Here is an 18,513-nt window from a genome sequence, read left to right on the forward strand (position 1 = left end):
CATCTTTTCTTGCAGTATATTGCTGATCATAGTTTGGTACAACATCCTCATAAAAGTCTTCTGATTTAATACCAACAGTATCAGCTTTTATTCTTTCAAATATATCTTTAGTAATAAGTATTACATCTTCACCTTTATCACTTAACCCTTTACATATTTGAATTATTCTATTATCAGCTTTATTAACATCCCATGATTTTGGTATATCAACATCATAATCTGCGCTTTCAATTCTAATTTCTCCACCAGACTCTGTTAAAACACCGTCACTTAATTTCCCATTTTCTCTTAACCCATCTAACAGTCTTGCAACATGTCTAGCATTTACACCTAGATCATTGTTACCTTTCTTCATATTATCCAATTCTTCTAACACCACATCTGGGATAACTACATAGTTATCATTAAATGAAAATAGTGCTTTAGGTGAGTGTAATAATACATTAGTATCTAGTACATAAGTTTTTTTCAAAGAAATCCACTCCTTTAGGAAACTCTTTCACTTTTACTATTATTATATGCAGTACTTTCAATAACTCTATTAAATACTTCCCCCTATCTTTTTAATTTTTATTTCTTTATAATAGAAATAAAATCCAAAATAAGGAGCTCTTATGAATATAAACTTACTAGAAAATAACATACTTGATAATAAATTTAAAAGTTCTATTATATACTATGAAACAATTGACTCTACAAATACATATTGTAAAAATAATTTTTCTGAATTAGAAGATAAATCTATAATAATTGCTAAAACTCAAACTTTAGGGCGTGGGAAAAATAATAGAACATGGTTTTCTCCAATGGGTGGCATATATCTTTCAATTTTACTAAAAGAGAATCTAACAAATATTGAATTAATGCCCTTACTAACTTCACTTTCAATTGTAAGAGCTTTTAAAAAGCTTAATATGGATATGATGATAAAATGGCCTAATGATATTATTGTTAATAATAAAAAAGCAGGTGGGATTTTAGTTGAATCTAAAATTTCAAAAGGTGCAGTTGCCTGCCTTGTAGTAGGAATAGGATTAAATGTTAGATCATTACTTCCAAGTTATGAAGTTAAAAATAAATTTATAGCTTTAAATGAAATTAACTCCACACTTCCAAGTGATGAACTTATAATATCAACTATAATTAATGAATTTACATCTTTACTTAATAAATCAAATACAGAGCTAATTGAAGAATATAGATTATATTCCATTCTACAAAATAGAAATGTAAATCTTGTATCAGATGATGAGCGTATGCTAAATGTCAAAGTACTAGATATAAATATAGATGGTTCACTTAAACTTTTAAATATACAAACCAATACTGAATTTTCTATACACTCTGGTGAATTTTCAATAACAGGCTTAAAAGACTATATATAAGAAAAAGACCGAGGCTTTAAGCCTCGGTTACTCTTTTACTTTATTCTCTTTAGAGTCCTCTTCTTTAGGACTATTAGTTTCTTTACTCTCTACTTTTTCTTTTTTCTCATCACTTGATGTCTTTTCTGCTTTTTCTATTTTCTCTGCTTCTATCTTAGAATCAGTCTTTTCATCTTTCTTGTCTTTTTCTATCTTTTCACTTGATGTTTTTTTCTCATCTTTTTTCTCAGAAACATCTTTAGAATGAGTTTTCTTATCTTCTACTTTTTTTTCTTTCTTATCAGATTTTCTATCATTTCCGCACTTATCTTCTTTAGTGTTTTTTTCTTCTTTCTCTTCACATTTATCTTTTTCTTTATATTTATCTTTGTTATACTCTTTTTTATTTACATCTATAACTTTTATAACCTTAGTATTTTCAAGTAAAATTTTATTTCCTTTAATTTCTTTAAGAGTTCCGACTACTATAACTTCATCTCCCTCTTTGCATTTTGATGCCTCAGCTTTATTAGTTATACATTTAGCTTTTTTCATTGAACTATCTTTACTCATAATATAACTTTGATCATCACTTACTTTAAGTTTACATACTTTAATTTTTAAAGTTATTTCTTTTCCCATATTAGAATCATATTTTTCTTTATCACTCTTAAATCTTAAAACATCATCAATTGAATGTTCACTAGCAGATGTTTTCTCTGCCTTCTCCTTAGTATCTTCTACTTTCTTCTCTGCTTCAACCCAGATTGTCTCATATCTCTCCTCTACAACTGGTTTTGCATAACATGTTGCACCTATAGGTAGTAATGATATTGCAAGTGTTGCACATATCGTTCTTAAATTTTTGTTCATTCTGTTTCCTCCTAAATGAAATACTACAAATAATATGCCACGTTTTCATCTTTTTTATACATTTGTATTAAATTTTTATTTATTGCAGTTTTTATGTAAAGTGTATTATTATATATATATACTTAGATTTTAAGGAGCATTAAAAATGAAATTATTATTTTTTGATACAGAAACAACAAGCATAAGACCAGGTAGCATATGCCAATTAAGTTATATACTTACTGACACAGACTGCAAACCACAAAAAACAACAGGACATAACTTCTTCTTTACAGTTGAAGAAATGGACCCTGAAGCTCAAAAAGTTCATGGATTCTCACTTGAAAAGTTATATGAACTAAGTAAAGGGCAATATTTTGAAGATCAATTTGAAACATTCATAGAGGATTTTACAAATGCTGATTTTGTAATAGGACACAATGTCCCATTTGACATAAAATTTTTAAAGCATGAACTAGAAGCACTTTATATGGATACAGAATATCAACCTAAAAACATATTCTGTACAATGAAATACTACAAAGATGTATGCAAAATCATGAAGCCATCTGGTGGATATAAAAATCCTAAACTTGCAGAAGCAGTTAATTTCCTTGGAATAACAGATGAAAAAATTGTTGAAACAGCAAATAAACTTTTTGATGGTAGTGGAAATTATCATGATGCTAGATTTGATACAGCTGCTACTTATTTAGTAGTTATAGAAGGAATCAAAAAAGGTCTTATACCTAGAAATTACTTTACCAATATACTTAGTTTTAAGTAAAATCAACTTAAAAAAAGTAGCTACGCATGTGCATAGCTACTTTTTTTAGACATTTAATATATATTTATTTAATATGATAGCTCTTATGCTCTCATATCTAAACTCTCTTGGTAGTTCCTTTTTTAATTTTGCTATATTATCTATACCAAGCTTATCACAAGCAGTCATTATTGCCTGTTCTTCACTATCTGAATAATACTTTTCAAGATTTAGCTCAAATGTATATTCATTTCCATCCATAATATATTCTGTTACGTATCCAAGGATTGTAGAGATAGAAAGTTCTAATATTTTTGAAATATCATCTAATGCTGTTTTGTTTTTTAATTCATCTATTGTAATTTCTTTTGCTGTTCTTGTTTCGCCATCAATTACAACTTTTCTTCTTTTTTTCTCAATCCACTGAGTAGAAATATTATTTTCTAAAATATAAGCATTAACTACATCTAAGAATGCACTAGCATAATTTTCTACCTTTTTAGGACCAACTCCCGAAATATCTGTAAATTCATCTGTATCTTTTGGGAATCTACCACTCATTTCTTTTAAAGAATTTAATGGCAGAATATATGATTTATACGTATTTTCTTTTTTAGCAAGAGTATCTCTAACCTCTAAAAGCTTTTCTAGTAGTTCGTTATTACTAATAACATCTAAAGGCATGCTATCTAATTCTTTTTTTACAGCAGTTTTAGTTCCAATAGTAACCTCAACTTTAATATCATTATCAGAAACATACTCTTTTATGATATCAATAAATCTCTCACCATAATTCTCATATCTTTTCTCACCAACACCCTGAACACTTATAAATTCTTCTTTAGTTCTTGGGTATCTAATAGACATTTCTTTTAAACTTGAATCTCCAAATATTGCATAAGGAGGTATTCCCTTCTCAATCGAGATTTCATATCTAATTTCTTTTAAGATAGTATATAGTTCGTTTTCTTTCTCTATATTACGTCTTATTTTAACTTCTTTAAATACTACAAGTTTATTTCCCTTTAAAATATCCATAGAAGTTTGATTAACAAATATAGTAGGATATTCACTAGGAGTCATGCTTAAATATCCATGAGAGATTAGTGTATTAATAAATTCTTTTAAATCATCCTTTGTATACTCTCTCATAAGCCCATAAGTAGATACTGTATTAAACCCAAGGTCTAATATCTTTTTAACCTTAGAACCTCTTAAAACATCCACTATAACCCCTACGCCGTAAGGTCTTTTCATTCTATAAACACAAGATAAAACTTTTTGTGCCTCAAGTGTTCTATCAATCTCTTCACCCTCAACTAAACAGTTACTACAATTATCACATTTTTCATTAGCCTCTTCACCAAAATGATTTAAAATATATGCTCTATAACAACCATTACTATAAACATAATCTAGCATTTTTTGAAGTTTTTTAAATGATTCTTCTTTTCTATCAAAATTAAGTACTGATATATCTATAAGATATTTTTGTGTTTGAACATCTGCACTTGAAAATAATAAGATAGCTTTACTTTTTTCTCCATCTCTACCTGCTCTACCTATCTCTTGATAGTAAGCCTCTATACTTTGTGGCATAGCATAATGTATAACAAATCTAACGTTAGGTTTATCTATTCCCATACCAAAGGCATTTGTTGCAACCATTATTGAAACTTTATCAAATATAAAGTCCTCTTGATTTTGTCTTCTTTCTTGATCAGACAATCCAGCATGATATTTCAATGTAGGGATATTATTTTTCATTAAAAATGCCCACATCAATTCAACTTCTTTTCTAGTTGAAGCATATATTATTCCACTCTCTGATATATTCTCTTTTATATATTCTAAAACATAAGACTTCTTGTCTACACCTTTTAAAACTTCAATCTCTATATTTTCTCTATCAAACCCTGTTACAAAAACATTTGGTTCTATAAGTCCTAATATATTTAATATATCATCCCTAACAGCACTAGAGGCTGTAGCTGTAAATGCTGTAATAACAGGACGTTCATTTAATTTATATATAAATGGAACTATATTTTTATAGCTCGTTCTAAAATCATGTCCCCATTGTGATACGCAGTGAGCTTCATCTATAGCTACTTGAGCAACTTTAATACTATTCAGTACATTTATAAGCTCCATACTATTTAATCTCTCTGGTGCTATGTATAACAGTTTTAAATCATTATTTCTAATTCTAAATAAAATTTCTTCTTGTTCTATAGCACTAAGTGTACTATTTAAAAATGCAGAATTTATTCCTATCTCATTTAAAGTATCTACCTGATCCTTCATTAAAGATATTAATGGTGAGATAACTATTGTAATTCCATCTAAAACAAGTGCTGGAATTTGATAACAAACAGATTTACCTCCACCAGTAGGCATAACCCCAAGAGTATCTCTTCTATCTAAAACAGATTTTATTATTTCTTCCTGCCCTTTTTTAAAATCTTTATACCCATAAATTTTTTCTAATAAATTTTTAGCTTTTAAAATCAATATATTTACCTCCGAAGTTCCTTTTAACTTTAATTATTAACTAATTTATAGTTTATCATACAAAAGAAAAAGATGCCTAAATTACTTTAGACATCTTTTAGAATTAGAAAGTATAAACTTCCATTTCTTCTATAGCTTTTTCAACTAACTTTTCAACATCAAGAACCTCTTCTGATTTTTTCATATCTTCAAGTCTTGGTTTTGTCTTAGGATGCTTTGGAACGAATATTGTACAACAATCTTCATATGGAAGAATTGAAGTTTCGTATGTTCCTATCTCTCTTGCAACATCCATTATTTCTTCTTTATCCATTGTGATAAGTGGTCTAAATACTGGTCTATCAGCACAGTCACTACTTACAATAAGTCCTTCCATTGTTTGAGATGCAACTTGCCCTATACTTTCTCCTGAAGCAACTGATTGTATTCCTTTTTTCTCTGCAAGAGAACAAGCAACTCTCATCATGAATCTTCTCATAAGTATTGTAAGCTCATCTTCTTTACACTTATCTATTATTTCCATTTGAATTTCTGTAAATGGAACAACATATAAATTGATTTTCTCTGTATATCCTGCAAGTATTTTTGCTAAATCTTTAACTTTATCCTTAGCACGCTCTGATGTATATGGGTGTGAGTGATAATAAACACAGTTTACTTCAACTCCTCTTTTAGCTAACTGATAACCAGCTACCGGTGAATCTATACCACCTGAAAGCATAAGCATTGTACTTCCATTCATACCATAAGGTAATCCTCTTACAGCTTTAACTATATCATGGTTAGTCCATACATAAGCATGTTCTCTAATTTCTATCTTAACTAAACATTCAGGATCTTTTATTTTAACTGAAACTTCGCCGCCCATGCCTTGAAGTACATATCCACCAACTTCTCTTGAAACTTCCATTGAGTTTTTAGGGAATCTTTTATCAGCTCTGTTAGTTTCAACTTTAAAAGTCTTTACTCCTGATTCTTTAACTTTATCTAAAGCTAAATCTTTAATTTGATCATAGTCTCTATCAATTTTAGTGACAATAACAAGTTCTGTTATTCCAAAAACTTTTCTTACTATTTGAATAACTTCTTCAAGATTTTCACTTTCAATGAACCATCTTCCTTGATCTGAGAATATTCTATGTTCTACATTTTTAAGTTTCTTTTGAATATTACTTCTAAGTTTACTTTCAAATTTACCTTTGTTAAGTCCTTTTAAAAATATCTCAGGTGCATATTTAACTAATATTAATTTTTTCATCTTTTAAATCTCCTTAAGAATAATAATGATTTCTTTAAAGCGGCAATAACATAATCGGCTTCATCTTTAGTATTCTCTCCAGAAAAACTAAATCTTATAGCACTTTCTATTTCATTTGGCTTTAATCCTATAGCATTAAGAACATGACTGCCCTTGCTTATAACTTTTTTTGATGAACAAGCTGAACCAGTTGAAATATATATATCACTATCTTCTAATAAATGAAGTAACACTTCTGCTCTTGCACCTATAAATGATACATTTAAAATATAAGGACTCATAAAATCTTCAACCTTACTATTGATTCTTATATTTTCTATTTCACTTAATCTTTCAACAAAATAAGTTTTTAATTCTTTTACAGTTTCAAAACTCTTATCTAAATTTTGCATTGTAATTTCACATGCTTTTTGCATACCAATTATAGCTGGTAAATTTTCAGTTCCTGCTCTATGTCCTGATTCTTGACCCCCACCTGTTATAAGTGATGCAAAATTCAAGTCTTTTTTCATATATAAAAATCCAATACCCTTTGGACCATGTATTTTATGAGCTGATATACTATAAAAATCTATATTTAATTTTTTAACATCAACTTTAAACTTTCCATATCCTTGCACACCATCTACATGATACTTTGCTCTTTGGCTATTTTCTTTTATTATCTTCCCAATTGCCTCAAGGTCACTTATTGAACCAATTTCATTATTAACATGCATTATAGATACTAATACAGTATCTTTAGTAATGCTATTCTTAAGCACATCTAAGTCGATTCTTCCATTTGAATCTAAACCTAAATAAGTAACTCTAACCCCTTTAGCTTCTAATTCTCTGCAAGTATCTAAAACACTTGGGTGTTCAAATGCAGTTGTAATAATATGATTTCCTGGTTTTGCAATCCCTCTAAGGATTGTATTATTACCCTCACTACCACCTGATATAAATAATATCTCTTCCTTAGTAGCATTTATAGTTTTAGCTATACCTTCTCTTGCCTCTATTAATCTTCTTTGGCATTTAAGACCTAATTTATGTAATGATGATGGATTAGCATAATATTCTCTCATAGCTAAAGACATATCAACGCAAACTTCCTCGTATGCTTTAGTAGTTGCACTATTATCAAAATACACTTCCATAACTAGCTCTCCTTTCATTTCTTTTTAAAATAACAAAATATATTTTAAAATCCTATTCTTAACTAATATATTCTAACACATATTTTTTTTAATTTCATTGTTTTTCAACAAAAGTATAGCCATAAAAGGCAGGAGATTACAATCCCCTGCCCAAAATTCTATTCCATTGCAACAAACTCTGTTTTTTCAACGCCATCAATACTACCAATTTGACTTAATATTTCATATATATCAACATCTACAGATGATATATCAATAGTTATACTTACATATGCTGAATTGTTAATAGGTATACTTTGATCTATTGTAAGGATATTAGCACCATATTCTGATAATAGATTTAATACACTTGATAAAACTCCTTTTTTGTGAGTAACAACCATATTAAATATAAACTTTTTACCATATGATGTCTCTGAAAATTCAAAAACATAATCCTTATATTTATAATATACACTTCTACTTATACCTACTTGTTTTGTAGCTTCTGTTATTTCTCTAACAGTACCTTCTTTTAAAAGTCTCTTTGCTTTTATAACTTTCTCAAAAACTTCTGGTAATACTTTTTTATCAATAACTAGCCATTGATTCTTCATATTTTAAAATCACCTTTCTTCTACTATTGCCCCTATGTTGTCTGCCTTTAATTCTGAAATTGACCATTTAGTATCTAAATTTTTAACATCACAAGTTAACTTTTCAAAAATTATCTCTTCTGATTTTATAAGTTCCTTTATTCCCATAATAGTTGGACCTGCCCCACTTAAAAAACTACAGCTTATTTTGTTATCTTTTAATATATTCTTAATATTATCATAATCTGCTATATATTTCTTCCTATATGGTTCATGGAAAGTATCTGAACATGCTACATCTAATAAGTGATATTTTTTAGTGCAAAATGCACTTGTTGCAAGTGCCGCCCTACTAATATTATATACTCCATCACTGACAGAATAACTTTTTGGAAGTGCTTCTCTTGCCTCTTGTGTTGATAACTCAAAACTTGGAATACATGCAAAAAATGACAAATTTCTATCTAAATCAATTTTATTATAATATACCATTCCATTTTCTACAATAGATACTACAAAACCACCAAGTAAAGCAGGCGCTACATTATCAGGATGTCCTTCTATTTCAGTCGCAATTTTTAATATTTCATGATTATCAAAAAGATTATTCAAGATTTTATTTCCTGCAATAAGCCCTGCTATAATGCAACTTGAACTACTTCCTAGCCCTCTTGTTACCGGAATATCTTGTTTTAAAAGTTTAATTCTAAACCCTTTAATATCATAAGATACTCGATTTAATAAATTAATCATAGAAGTATAAACTATATTGTTTTCATTAGAAAAATTTTTTTCAAAACCTTCAAACTCTAACCCCTTAGAAATTTCTTCTATTTCAAATATATTATATAAAGAAACTGCAAGACCCATAGTATCAAAACCTGCTCCGATATTAGCAGATGTTGCTGGAACTTTAATTATATAACTCATAACTATTTACACTCCATTATTTTTTTTATAATAAGTTTCATATCTTCCTTATTACAAGTTAAATTATGAAGTAATTCTTTATGATTTAAATCTTTAAGTCCATCTGGAATCTCTATACCTGTCTTTTTATTTAAAACTTTTAATAATTCAAATTCATCTGTATTTCCATCTACTTTAAGCTCTATAGCCTCTGCAATACTTTTTATAAATTTATATGGTGAAGCTGTTGATGCTATAAGAACTTCTTTTTCATCACCAGTTTTTTTTACATATTGCTTATATGCACTATATGCAACTGCTGTATGTGTATCCATAAGATAATTTTCTTCATTAAATACAGTCTTTATATCTTTATAGATATCTTCCTTATTTGCTGAATATGCATAAAAATCTTGCATATTATCTTTTATAGTATCGCTAATTTCATAATGTCCTTTAATATTCAAAGAATTCATAAGTGCTGCAACTTCTACATCATTTCTATTTGATACTTCAAATAATAGTCTTTCTAAATTTGAACTAACAAGTATATCCATAGAAGGTGAGGCTGTAAGTATTAATTCTCTATTTTTATCATAAACTTTTGTATTTATAAAATCAGTTAATACATTGTTTTCATTAGATGCACAAATAAAGTTATCTATTGGTAATCCCATTTGTTTAGAATAATATGCTGCTAATATATTCCCAAAGTTACCTGTTGGAACAACAACATTTATTTTTTCATCTACCTTAATTTTATTTTCATTTAAAAGTTTAAAGTATCCATAAAAATAATATACAATTTGAGGAACAAGCCTTGCTATATTTATAGAATTAGCTGAACTAAACAATATATTATTTTTTTTCATAGTCTCTTTAAACTCGTCGTCAGAGAAAATTGCCTTAACACCACTTTGAGCATCATCAAAGTTTCCATTTATAGATACTACATCTACATTATTTCCACTTTGTGTAAGCATCTGATATTCTTGTATTTTACTCACTCCATTTTTAGGATAGAAAACTATAACTTTAAGTCCTTCTATATTTTTAAATCCTTCTAATGCAGCTTTTCCAGTATCCCCAGATGTTGCTGTTAAAATAACAATTTCCTCTTCTACTCCAGATAAATCTTTAGCCTTTTTCATTATCTGTGGTAAAAATAATAATGCTGCATCCTTAAAAGCTGATGTTGGTCCATGATAAAGTTCTAAAAACTTATTCTCTACATGAACTTCAAACTTTCCTTTATACGCATTATCTACACACTCTTTGATAGTATCTTCCCCAAGATCACCAAAGAATTCTTTTATTATTTGAAACGCTAATTCTTCATAATTTAAATCTTTTAAACTATAAAGATTCTCTTTCAAATTCGGAAGTTTTTCAGGTACATATAGTCCCCCTGTTTCTGATAACCCCTTGATTATTGCTTCTGCTGAAGACTTTACCTCTTTTACATTTCTTGTACTTATAAAATTCATTTTAAACACCCCAAGTTTAATTAATCTTACCCTGTAAATTTATTACAATTAAAATATAACATGTTACCCATTCAAAGACAAGTGTTTTCTAAGAGAGAACACCTATTTTTAAAAAGTTACTAAATTTAATACATCTATTTTATTAATATTTTTTTTATTAGATACATTAAGCTTATTTATAGATACTAAAATATCCTTTAATCTTGTTTTATTATCAGTCCTACTTTTCATTTGCATCTCAACAAAAAACTCTATTATAAACTCTATTAACTTTTCATTTGTTAGTTCAGAACTTAAATTAATTTCACTCACAACACATTTTACTAATTTATAATAATAGTTTAATTTAATTCCTAATATATAGTTTAACTCTAATGCGACTTCTTTTATAATCTCATCAAACTTATAATCATCAATTTCACTATTTAAAATAACTTCACTATAACTACAATTAACTAAATTAATTCCTATTTTCTCAAAAACATACTCCATATCATTACTTAATTTTGAATTAATAACCGTTGTTACTTTATCACCGGTTAAACAACTTAGTCTACTTAATGAATTTGCAATAGTATTTAAGCTACTTCCTATCTCATTTTGAATTTTTTCTAAAAATATAACTTTTTCTATTTTTTTAAAATCAAAATTAATATCAAATTTCTCAAAATAGTACATAGATGTTAAGTCATAAGATTTTTTCAATTTAGATACCGTATTATAAATTGTTTCTATTAGTTGTTTTCTATTTTTTACATCACTTTTATAAAAATCATCAATTAAAACTTTCATCTTAAAAATATCTGCAAAATAGAATATTTTCAATTCATCAATTATAGTATCATTAAAAATCTCAACTAGCTTATCTTCTTCAAGATTTATATATTTTTTATAGGTTTTAATCTTATAAAGTTCTTTTATAAAGTCTTTAACTGCAGTTCTCATGATAAATATCTTATAAATTTCAGAATTTGTAAGAGTTATTGCTATATTCTCAAAATTTAAATTACCTTCTAATATATTAATGTCAGCTATTTCATTTGAATTTATTTCTCTTAGAGTAAAGTTTTTCCCTTGTTTTAGGATTAGTTTTTCTTTTTCAAACTCTACTTCAAATGGTTGGAATTCACTTGTATATCCTATATATTTATCAGTCTTTATATGATTTTTCATAATTAAATCCAAATCTAAATCTTGTTCCTCTAAATTGATAAGCATCATATTCTCTTCTTGTCTTAAGATTATTACAGTATCATTTTTTGTATATTCAAACTCACTAAACGATACACTAATAAGTTCTTTATCTAATTCTTTATCTATAATTTTAAATTCATCCTCAATTGAAATTTCTGCATTTCTTCCTTTATACATAATTGAGTTTAAATAACCAAATAATTTTCCATATGAACTCGTATCTACTTTTTTTAACTCTATATTGTTTTTTGTAAAAAGATTTTTCGATATCTCTGCCTTAATTGTATTAACGTCAATTTTAGGTTCTATACTTACTTCTTTTTCAACTTTTAAAGTTTCAATTTCTTTTTTATAATAATGCGATATCGTTTTATCAAGCTCTGCTCTAAAGCTTCCATCAGTATCAATAATAGTTGCATCTATTGTTGGTTTATCTAATGTTTTAGTTTGTGTATAGCTCTCTATAACAACTTCTTTTGCACCTAATTGATCTAAATCTTCATAATCATCTTTAAAATAAGTTATATGTTTATTTTCATTAGCTTTTGTATTTCTAAAATCAAAAATTTTCTTTGATATTAAATCTACACTTTTATTAAATCCATATATAAGGGTATTATAAGCTTCCTTATCATTACTTATTATATGAATAGAATCTCCCTTAACCTTAAAATCAATAATATCTTTATAATTAAGATCAACCTTATAATTTAGTGTATTTACACTTATTAACTCCTCTTTTAATGTTATAATTGCACTCTCATATGCACCCTCATCTATTTTTGCCGTATACTTCTTCCATTCAACTTTAAATGGATTTTTAGTAACTTTTTTGCACACATTAACAAAATCATCCATTTTCATATTTATTATAAATCCATCATTTCTATTATCAGTAAACTCCCTTGAATTTATCGCTACTATATTCTCCTTATTTAAAACTTTAAATTTTAGATTTTTTTCTTTATGATCATATTTATTTACCTTTATAGCTTTTAACCTTCTACTTTTATCTGCTATATAAATAACACCTAAATTACTTATACAAAAAAACTTATCCCCTGTTACTAGTGTGTTTTTCTCTCCAAACTTAAAGTTTTTATCTGTTGTAAATATTATTTTTTCCTCTTCATTTAACACCTTTAAAATGCTTTCATATCCTTTATCCATATTTCCCCCTAATATATAAATTATTCTTATTTATATTCTATTGAGGTTAATGTAAAAAAATACATAATTTATTATGTAAAACAAAAAAGAGTTAGTCTTTTTAAAGACTAACTCATATTTCTTATAAAACTCTTCTTGCTCTTCCAATTAAATTCCAAGGTACATTAGCAATTCTTACTGTTTGTCCTGGTTTTGGTGACTCTATCCATTGACCATTCCCAATATACATTCCAACATGTCCTAAATTACTAAAGAATAATAAATCACCTGCTTTTGCAGTACTTGGCGAAACTTCATATCCAGCTTTAACTTGATCATATGTTGTTCTTCCAATATTTACTCCCGCTTGTCTAAATGACCATTGCATAAGACCAGAACAATCAAATGCTCTATATCCTGAATTTATATATTTAGATGCAATATTATATGACCCCTTCGCTGCATGGTCTGGGAATCTTTTCTTTAACACATTTAATGATGAAGTTGTAATCTCCTCACCACTGCCACCATAAATATATGGTGTTCCAACATGAGCTTTCATTATATTTAGTATTTGCTCATATTTATTAGTTACTTGTCCACCATTACCGCCATCAGTACTTGAATCTACTTTTTTTACGTAATCAGAATGAACATAACCAACTTTTCCCTTATGATTTATTTTAAACCAACTTCCACTTTTACCTGTTATGTCAAATACATCTCCAGAAACTAAATATCCAATAATACTTCCAGATGTGCTAGCTGTACTTCTTATTCTTAAATTAGAACTTATATTTACAACTTGACCTTTACCTGATTCTGGCTTAACATCTGGTATTTCTGGAACTACAGGTTTATCAATATCTGTGCTTCCGCCATTTACAACCTTTAAATAATCTTTATGAACAAATCCTGCTTTACCATCATGTTTAATTTTATACCAACTTCCTGATTCCCCTGTTATAGCAACCTTTTCATTTGGATATAGATGACCCACTATACTTGAACTTGTACTAGCCGATGATCTTACTCTTAAACTTGTTGATACATTCGTAACTTGTCCAGTTTTTGATTGTGGTGTAACTTCAGGTACCTCTGGAACTACAGGTTTATCTATATCTGTGCTTCCACCACTAATAACTTTTAAATAATCTTTATGTACAAATCCTATTTTTCCACCTTGTTTGATTTTATACCAACTTCCAGTTGAACTTATTATGTCAACCTTCTCATTCGGGTATAAGTAACCAACAATGCTTGAACTTGTACTAGCCGACGATCTTATTCTTAAACTTGTTGATACATTTATAACTTGCCCTTTTTTACTTGTAACTATATTATCATTATCATTGCCACCTGAAACAACTTGTAGGAAATCACTATGTGAATATCCACTCATTCCATTATATTCTATCTTATACCATGCTCCAGTTTTTCCAGTCACATTAACTACTGAGCTAGGACTTAAACTTCCAATAACTTTTGAATTTGCATCAGCTGATGCTCTTACTCGTAAATTTGTTGATACATTTACAACTTTTGCTTTTTGAGTTGATCTATTTATATTTAAATTACTTTCAGTTTGAGGTATTGCCTTTATACCTTCTAGTTCATCTGCAAAAACTTTTTCAGTTTGGGCATTTGTCATAGCTATACTAGCAGATGCTGCTAAAACTAATGCTGCTATTTTTTTCTTCATTCTTTATTCCCCCAATTAAAACATAAAACTATTAATAATTACGTTTTATACTATTTTTATATATTTTCTATCGTTTTTCATATTATAACGCTAGAATATAGATATTTTAGTATTATTGATTAAACATTTTGTAAATTAATATCAAAAGAAAAGAAAAGGCGAATATATTATCAATATATATCCACCTTTTATTATTAATTTGCCAATTCATGCATTTTATTCAAGGCAACACTAGCTTTCCTAATTAAATCATTTTCTATAAAAATTTCTTCTTTCTCCTCAAGTAAAGCAAGATATAAATCTTCAACTTTAATTTTTTTCATATTACAACAAATCATTCTATCTGTAAATGTATGATATCTATTATTGTTAGGATTATCATTCTTTAAATCTGAAATCATCCCTTCCTCAGTCACAATTAATATATCCTTATTTGTATACTTATTAGCTTCTGCTAATATTCCACTAGTACTACCTACATATGTTGAAATATCTCTTATTTCTTTTTGACACTCAGGGTGTGTTAAAACAATAGAATTAGAATACTTTTCTCTAAATTTAATTACTTCTTCTATAGCAACACTCTCATGAATTGGACAAAACCCTTGCCATAATATCATATTTTTATCTTCTATCTGCTCACCAATATATGATCCTAAGTTTCTATCAGGTGCAAATATAATGTTTTTATTTTTAATTTTAGAAACTATTTTTTGTGCATTAGATGAAGTTACTATAACATCTGATATTGCTTTAACTTCTGTAGATGAATTGATATATGTAACTATCGCTACATCATCATACTTTGATTTAAGTTCTAATAAATCAGTTGAATTTACCATATCAGCCATTATACACCCTGCATCTTTTACTGGTATAAATACTCTTTTATTCGGTGATAATATCTTTGCACTTTCTGCCATAAAATTAACTCCACAGAAAACTATAAATTCACTTAGTGACTCCTTAGCTATTTTTGAAAGATAATAAGAATCTCCAATATAATCCGCTAAAGCTTTTATTTCTTCATTTTGATAATAGTGAGCTAAAATCAAAGCCCCTTTTTCTTTTTTTAATTTTTGTATCCCTTCTATATAATCCATTTTATCCCCTTCCAAATTTTAACATTTAGTTTTATTTTAACAAAATTTTGTCAACAATTCTAATACTTTCTTTTAATTTGGAATTTATATAATTTCCATATTTAAACTCTTGCCTACTAAAATAGCAATTTGACATATCATTATTAATTTTAATAAGTCTATTATAAAGTTTTGGTGTTGTTAAAATCCCTCTACTAGAACCCCTAATACAATCATTTTCTTTCATAAAATCATAAGGAGTTATAACATCTATCTTAATCGGTTTAGTTTTATTTAATTCAGGAATAGAAATTTTAAGTTCCTCTAAAAGTTTTTCTCCTAAAACAAATTTATTCAGCCTAATTTGATTATTGTTATTTTCATAAAGTTGTTCCCAAAAATAATAATTTCCTCTAATGTAAGCTGTTAAAATAGATTTAGATTTATCCCAAATCACTTCATATTTTCTATGAAATGCACCTGTATTATCAATAAATGGTTTTTCTAAAATATATCTATTGATTCTATTATTAAAATTAATATCTTTATCTAAATAAATATTAATAATTAAATAAGAATCAAATAGTTCGCTATCTTTTAATACGCGTTGGAACTCCCTATCAAAAACAGAATCTTTAACAATAGATTTTAGAGAATATAAATTATTCGCTGTACAAATAACATATTTACTTAAATCAAAATCCTCATTTGCTTTAACTCTTAATAGTTGTTTATCATCTATGATTTCAATTTCAGAAATATTTGTATTTAGTTTAATTTCTCCACCAAGTTCTAGAAACTTAGTTTCTAATTTATTAAAAACTTCATGTACTCCACCATCAAATTTATAAATATCATAAAAACACATTATCTTTAACATATCTATAAATACAATTCCAGCTGTTTTTGCATTTGCAATACTTTTTATCATCTCTTTAATATAAACACTATCTATAGTATCAATTATATCTTCAACCCTTATTTTCTTATATTTACTAATAATTACATTTAATCGTTTCTCGTATATATACTTATTGAAACTAAAAAATAAACATTTGTTTTTATTTTCTAAGATATTTTCTATCCTACTAATTTCAGAAATATCTTCAAAAATAATTTTTATTATTTTTTTATCGTTATTCGTTTTAGTAAATTTTATAAAAACTCTTTCTAAATTTTCATATCCAACTTTAATATCTATAGTAGTTTTACATCTAAAATTCAAAGATTTATAAATATTTATTTTTTCTAAATTTAGACTTACTAATTCATCTAACAATTCCATTTCATTTTTATGTACTACAAAATTATTAAATAATTGTGAATTGGTAAGTTCTAGCCCATCAAATGAATTTAATCCGCCACCTAAGTAGCTCCTTTTTTCATATATATTAACTTTATAATTTGATTTCAATAATTTTATTCCACATAATAACCCTAGAAAACTTCCACCAATAATATTTACATTTTCCATACTCCCACCCACTTTCAAAAAAATTCTACCATTAAATATATTACAATTACCCATCAATGATGATATATAATATATTAATTGTAATAAAAGAAGTTTTTGTGTTAAAATATATGGATATTAATTGTTTTAAAAAAGGAGATTTTTATGTTAAGAACTATAGCATTTTATACTAAATTTGCAATAAGTTTAGTCACAACAATGCCATTAACAAAAAGACTTGAAAAAAAAGTTGAAGAATTTGATGCAAACAATCAAATAATTGAAAAATATAAATATATGCATGTAGAAAGTTCAAAATGGGCTGAACCATTTATAAAATTAAGTGGCGCTAAGGTAACTGTATTTGGTGCGGAAAATCTACCACCAGATATCCCAGTACTTTTTGTAAGTAATCATCAAAGTAATTTTGATATCCCTCTACTTATGTACTATATTGATAAACCAAAGGGATTCATAGCAAAAAAAGAACTAAAAAAAGTTCCTATGATTAATCGTTGGATGACTATGATGGGTTGTATTTTTATGGATAGAAGCAATCTTAGAAAATCTGCTGCTGCTATTATCGCAGGAATCAAAATGCTTAAATCAGGTCAATCGCTTGTAATTTGTCCTGAAGGAACAAGAAGTAAGGGTGGCCCTATGGCTAATTTTAAAGCAGGAAGTTTCAAACTTGCAACAAAATCTAAAGTTCCAATAGTTCCAATAACATTAAATGGGTCTTATAAAATTATGGATGGTGTAGATAATAAAGGGAAAATCAAGCCAGCTCAAGTTGAATTATATATACATAAACCTATATATACTAAAGACCTTACAAAAGAAGAAGAATTAGCATTACCAAAACTTGTACAAGATATAGTTGCTAGTAAATTAAGTGAGTAGAGAATTTATATTCTCTACTTTTTTACATTTTGTAACAAATTAACAAAAATTTAAATTGATATTTTAAGAAAATGCTTATAAAATTATAATTGTCGGTATTCTTATGAAACTGAACTTAGTATTTAAAATTTCAGATTTAACCGAATTATATCCCAAAAAGGGA

Annotated in this window: 15 protein-coding genes; 3 read left to right on the forward strand and 12 right to left on the reverse strand. The window is 27.3% G+C overall.

Going from position 1 to position 18,513, the window contains the following annotated elements:
* On the reverse strand, positions 1-472 hold a 472-nt coding region (locus Q0V24_RS02005; protein ID WP_297518207.1), incomplete at its 3' end, for a PIN domain-containing protein.
* Positions 473-614: 142 nt separating this feature from the next.
* Here Q0V24_RS02005 and Q0V24_RS02010 point away from each other — a divergent pair.
* Positions 615-1,385, forward strand: coding sequence for a biotin--[acetyl-CoA-carboxylase] ligase (locus Q0V24_RS02010; protein WP_297518210.1), 771 nt, complete (start codon positions 615-617; stop codon positions 1,383-1,385).
* Positions 1,386-1,412: 27 nt separating this feature from the next.
* Here the strand turns inward: Q0V24_RS02010 and Q0V24_RS02015 are convergent, their stop codons facing one another.
* The gene (locus tag Q0V24_RS02015) at positions 1,413-2,237 is read right to left on the reverse strand and encodes a hypothetical protein (RefSeq protein ID WP_297518212.1); all 825 of its coding nucleotides are present in this window, start codon (positions 2,235-2,237) and stop codon (positions 1,413-1,415) included.
* A 145-nt stretch (positions 2,238-2,382) separates the two neighbouring features.
* On the opposite strand from Q0V24_RS02015, the gene Q0V24_RS02020 reads away from it, so the two are divergent.
* Positions 2,383-3,003: a 3'-5' exonuclease gene (locus Q0V24_RS02020; protein ID WP_297518215.1), complete on the forward strand. Its 621-nt coding sequence runs from the start codon at positions 2,383-2,385 to the stop codon at positions 3,001-3,003.
* A gap of 45 nt (positions 3,004-3,048) precedes the next feature.
* On the opposite strand, the gene recQ is transcribed toward Q0V24_RS02020, so the two are convergent.
* The 10 genes from recQ to Q0V24_RS02070 form a co-directional block, all read right to left on the reverse strand.
* Positions 3,049-5,496 carry a DNA helicase RecQ gene (recQ, locus tag Q0V24_RS02025; RefSeq protein WP_297518217.1) on the reverse strand — a complete coding sequence of 816 codons (2,448 nt, stop codon included), beginning with the start codon at positions 5,494-5,496 and terminating at the stop codon, positions 3,049-3,051.
* 103 nt (positions 5,497-5,599) lie between these two features.
* Entirely contained in the window at positions 5,600-6,754 is a 1,155-nt protein-coding gene (gene thiI, locus Q0V24_RS02030) for a tRNA uracil 4-sulfurtransferase ThiI (protein ID WP_297518220.1), read from the reverse strand.
* Entirely contained in the window at positions 6,751-7,896 is a 1,146-nt protein-coding gene (locus tag Q0V24_RS02035; protein ID WP_297518223.1) for a cysteine desulfurase family protein, read from the reverse strand. Before Q0V24_RS02035 ends, thiI begins: the two co-directional genes overlap by 4 nt.
* A gap of 158 nt (positions 7,897-8,054) precedes the next feature.
* On the reverse strand, positions 8,055-8,492 hold the full coding sequence (locus tag Q0V24_RS02040; RefSeq protein WP_297518225.1) for an ACT domain-containing protein: 438 nt from the start codon (positions 8,490-8,492) through the stop codon (positions 8,055-8,057).
* Positions 8,493-8,501: 9 nt separating this feature from the next.
* Positions 8,502-9,401 (reverse strand): homoserine kinase, encoded by a 900-nt coding sequence (thrB, locus tag Q0V24_RS02045; RefSeq protein WP_297518228.1) that lies wholly within the window; start codon positions 9,399-9,401, stop codon positions 8,502-8,504.
* A 2-nt stretch (positions 9,402-9,403) separates the two neighbouring features.
* A complete protein-coding gene (gene thrC / locus Q0V24_RS02050) occupies positions 9,404-10,867 on the reverse strand; it encodes a threonine synthase (RefSeq protein ID WP_297518231.1) in 1,464 nt (487 codons plus the stop codon).
* Between the two features lie 108 nt (positions 10,868-10,975).
* Positions 10,976-13,231 carry a hypothetical protein gene (locus Q0V24_RS02055; RefSeq protein ID WP_297518233.1) on the reverse strand — a complete coding sequence of 752 codons (2,256 nt, stop codon included), beginning with the start codon at positions 13,229-13,231 and terminating at the stop codon, positions 10,976-10,978.
* 121 nt (positions 13,232-13,352) lie between these two features.
* Positions 13,353-14,912 carry an SH3 domain-containing C40 family peptidase gene (locus tag Q0V24_RS02060; RefSeq protein ID WP_297518236.1) on the reverse strand — a complete coding sequence of 520 codons (1,560 nt, stop codon included), beginning with the start codon at positions 14,910-14,912 and terminating at the stop codon, positions 13,353-13,355.
* 194 nt (positions 14,913-15,106) lie between these two features.
* Positions 15,107-16,015 carry a quinolinate synthase NadA gene (nadA, locus tag Q0V24_RS02065; protein ID WP_297518239.1) on the reverse strand — a complete coding sequence of 303 codons (909 nt, stop codon included), beginning with the start codon at positions 16,013-16,015 and terminating at the stop codon, positions 15,107-15,109.
* Positions 16,016-16,046: 31 nt separating this feature from the next.
* The gene (locus tag Q0V24_RS02070; protein ID WP_297518242.1) at positions 16,047-17,468 is read right to left on the reverse strand and encodes an NAD(P)-binding protein; all 1,422 of its coding nucleotides are present in this window, start codon (positions 17,466-17,468) and stop codon (positions 16,047-16,049) included.
* Between the two features lie 144 nt (positions 17,469-17,612).
* Here Q0V24_RS02070 and Q0V24_RS02075 point away from each other — a divergent pair, with 144 nt between their 5' ends.
* Positions 17,613-18,350, forward strand: coding sequence for a 1-acyl-sn-glycerol-3-phosphate acyltransferase (locus Q0V24_RS02075; RefSeq protein ID WP_297518245.1), 738 nt, complete (start codon positions 17,613-17,615; stop codon positions 18,348-18,350).
* Positions 18,351-18,513 lie beyond the last annotated feature (163 nt).

The sequence above is a fragment of the uncultured Clostridium sp. genome (assembly GCF_947039605.1).
Taxonomy (GTDB): domain Bacteria; phylum Bacillota; class Clostridia; order Clostridiales; family Clostridiaceae; genus Sarcina.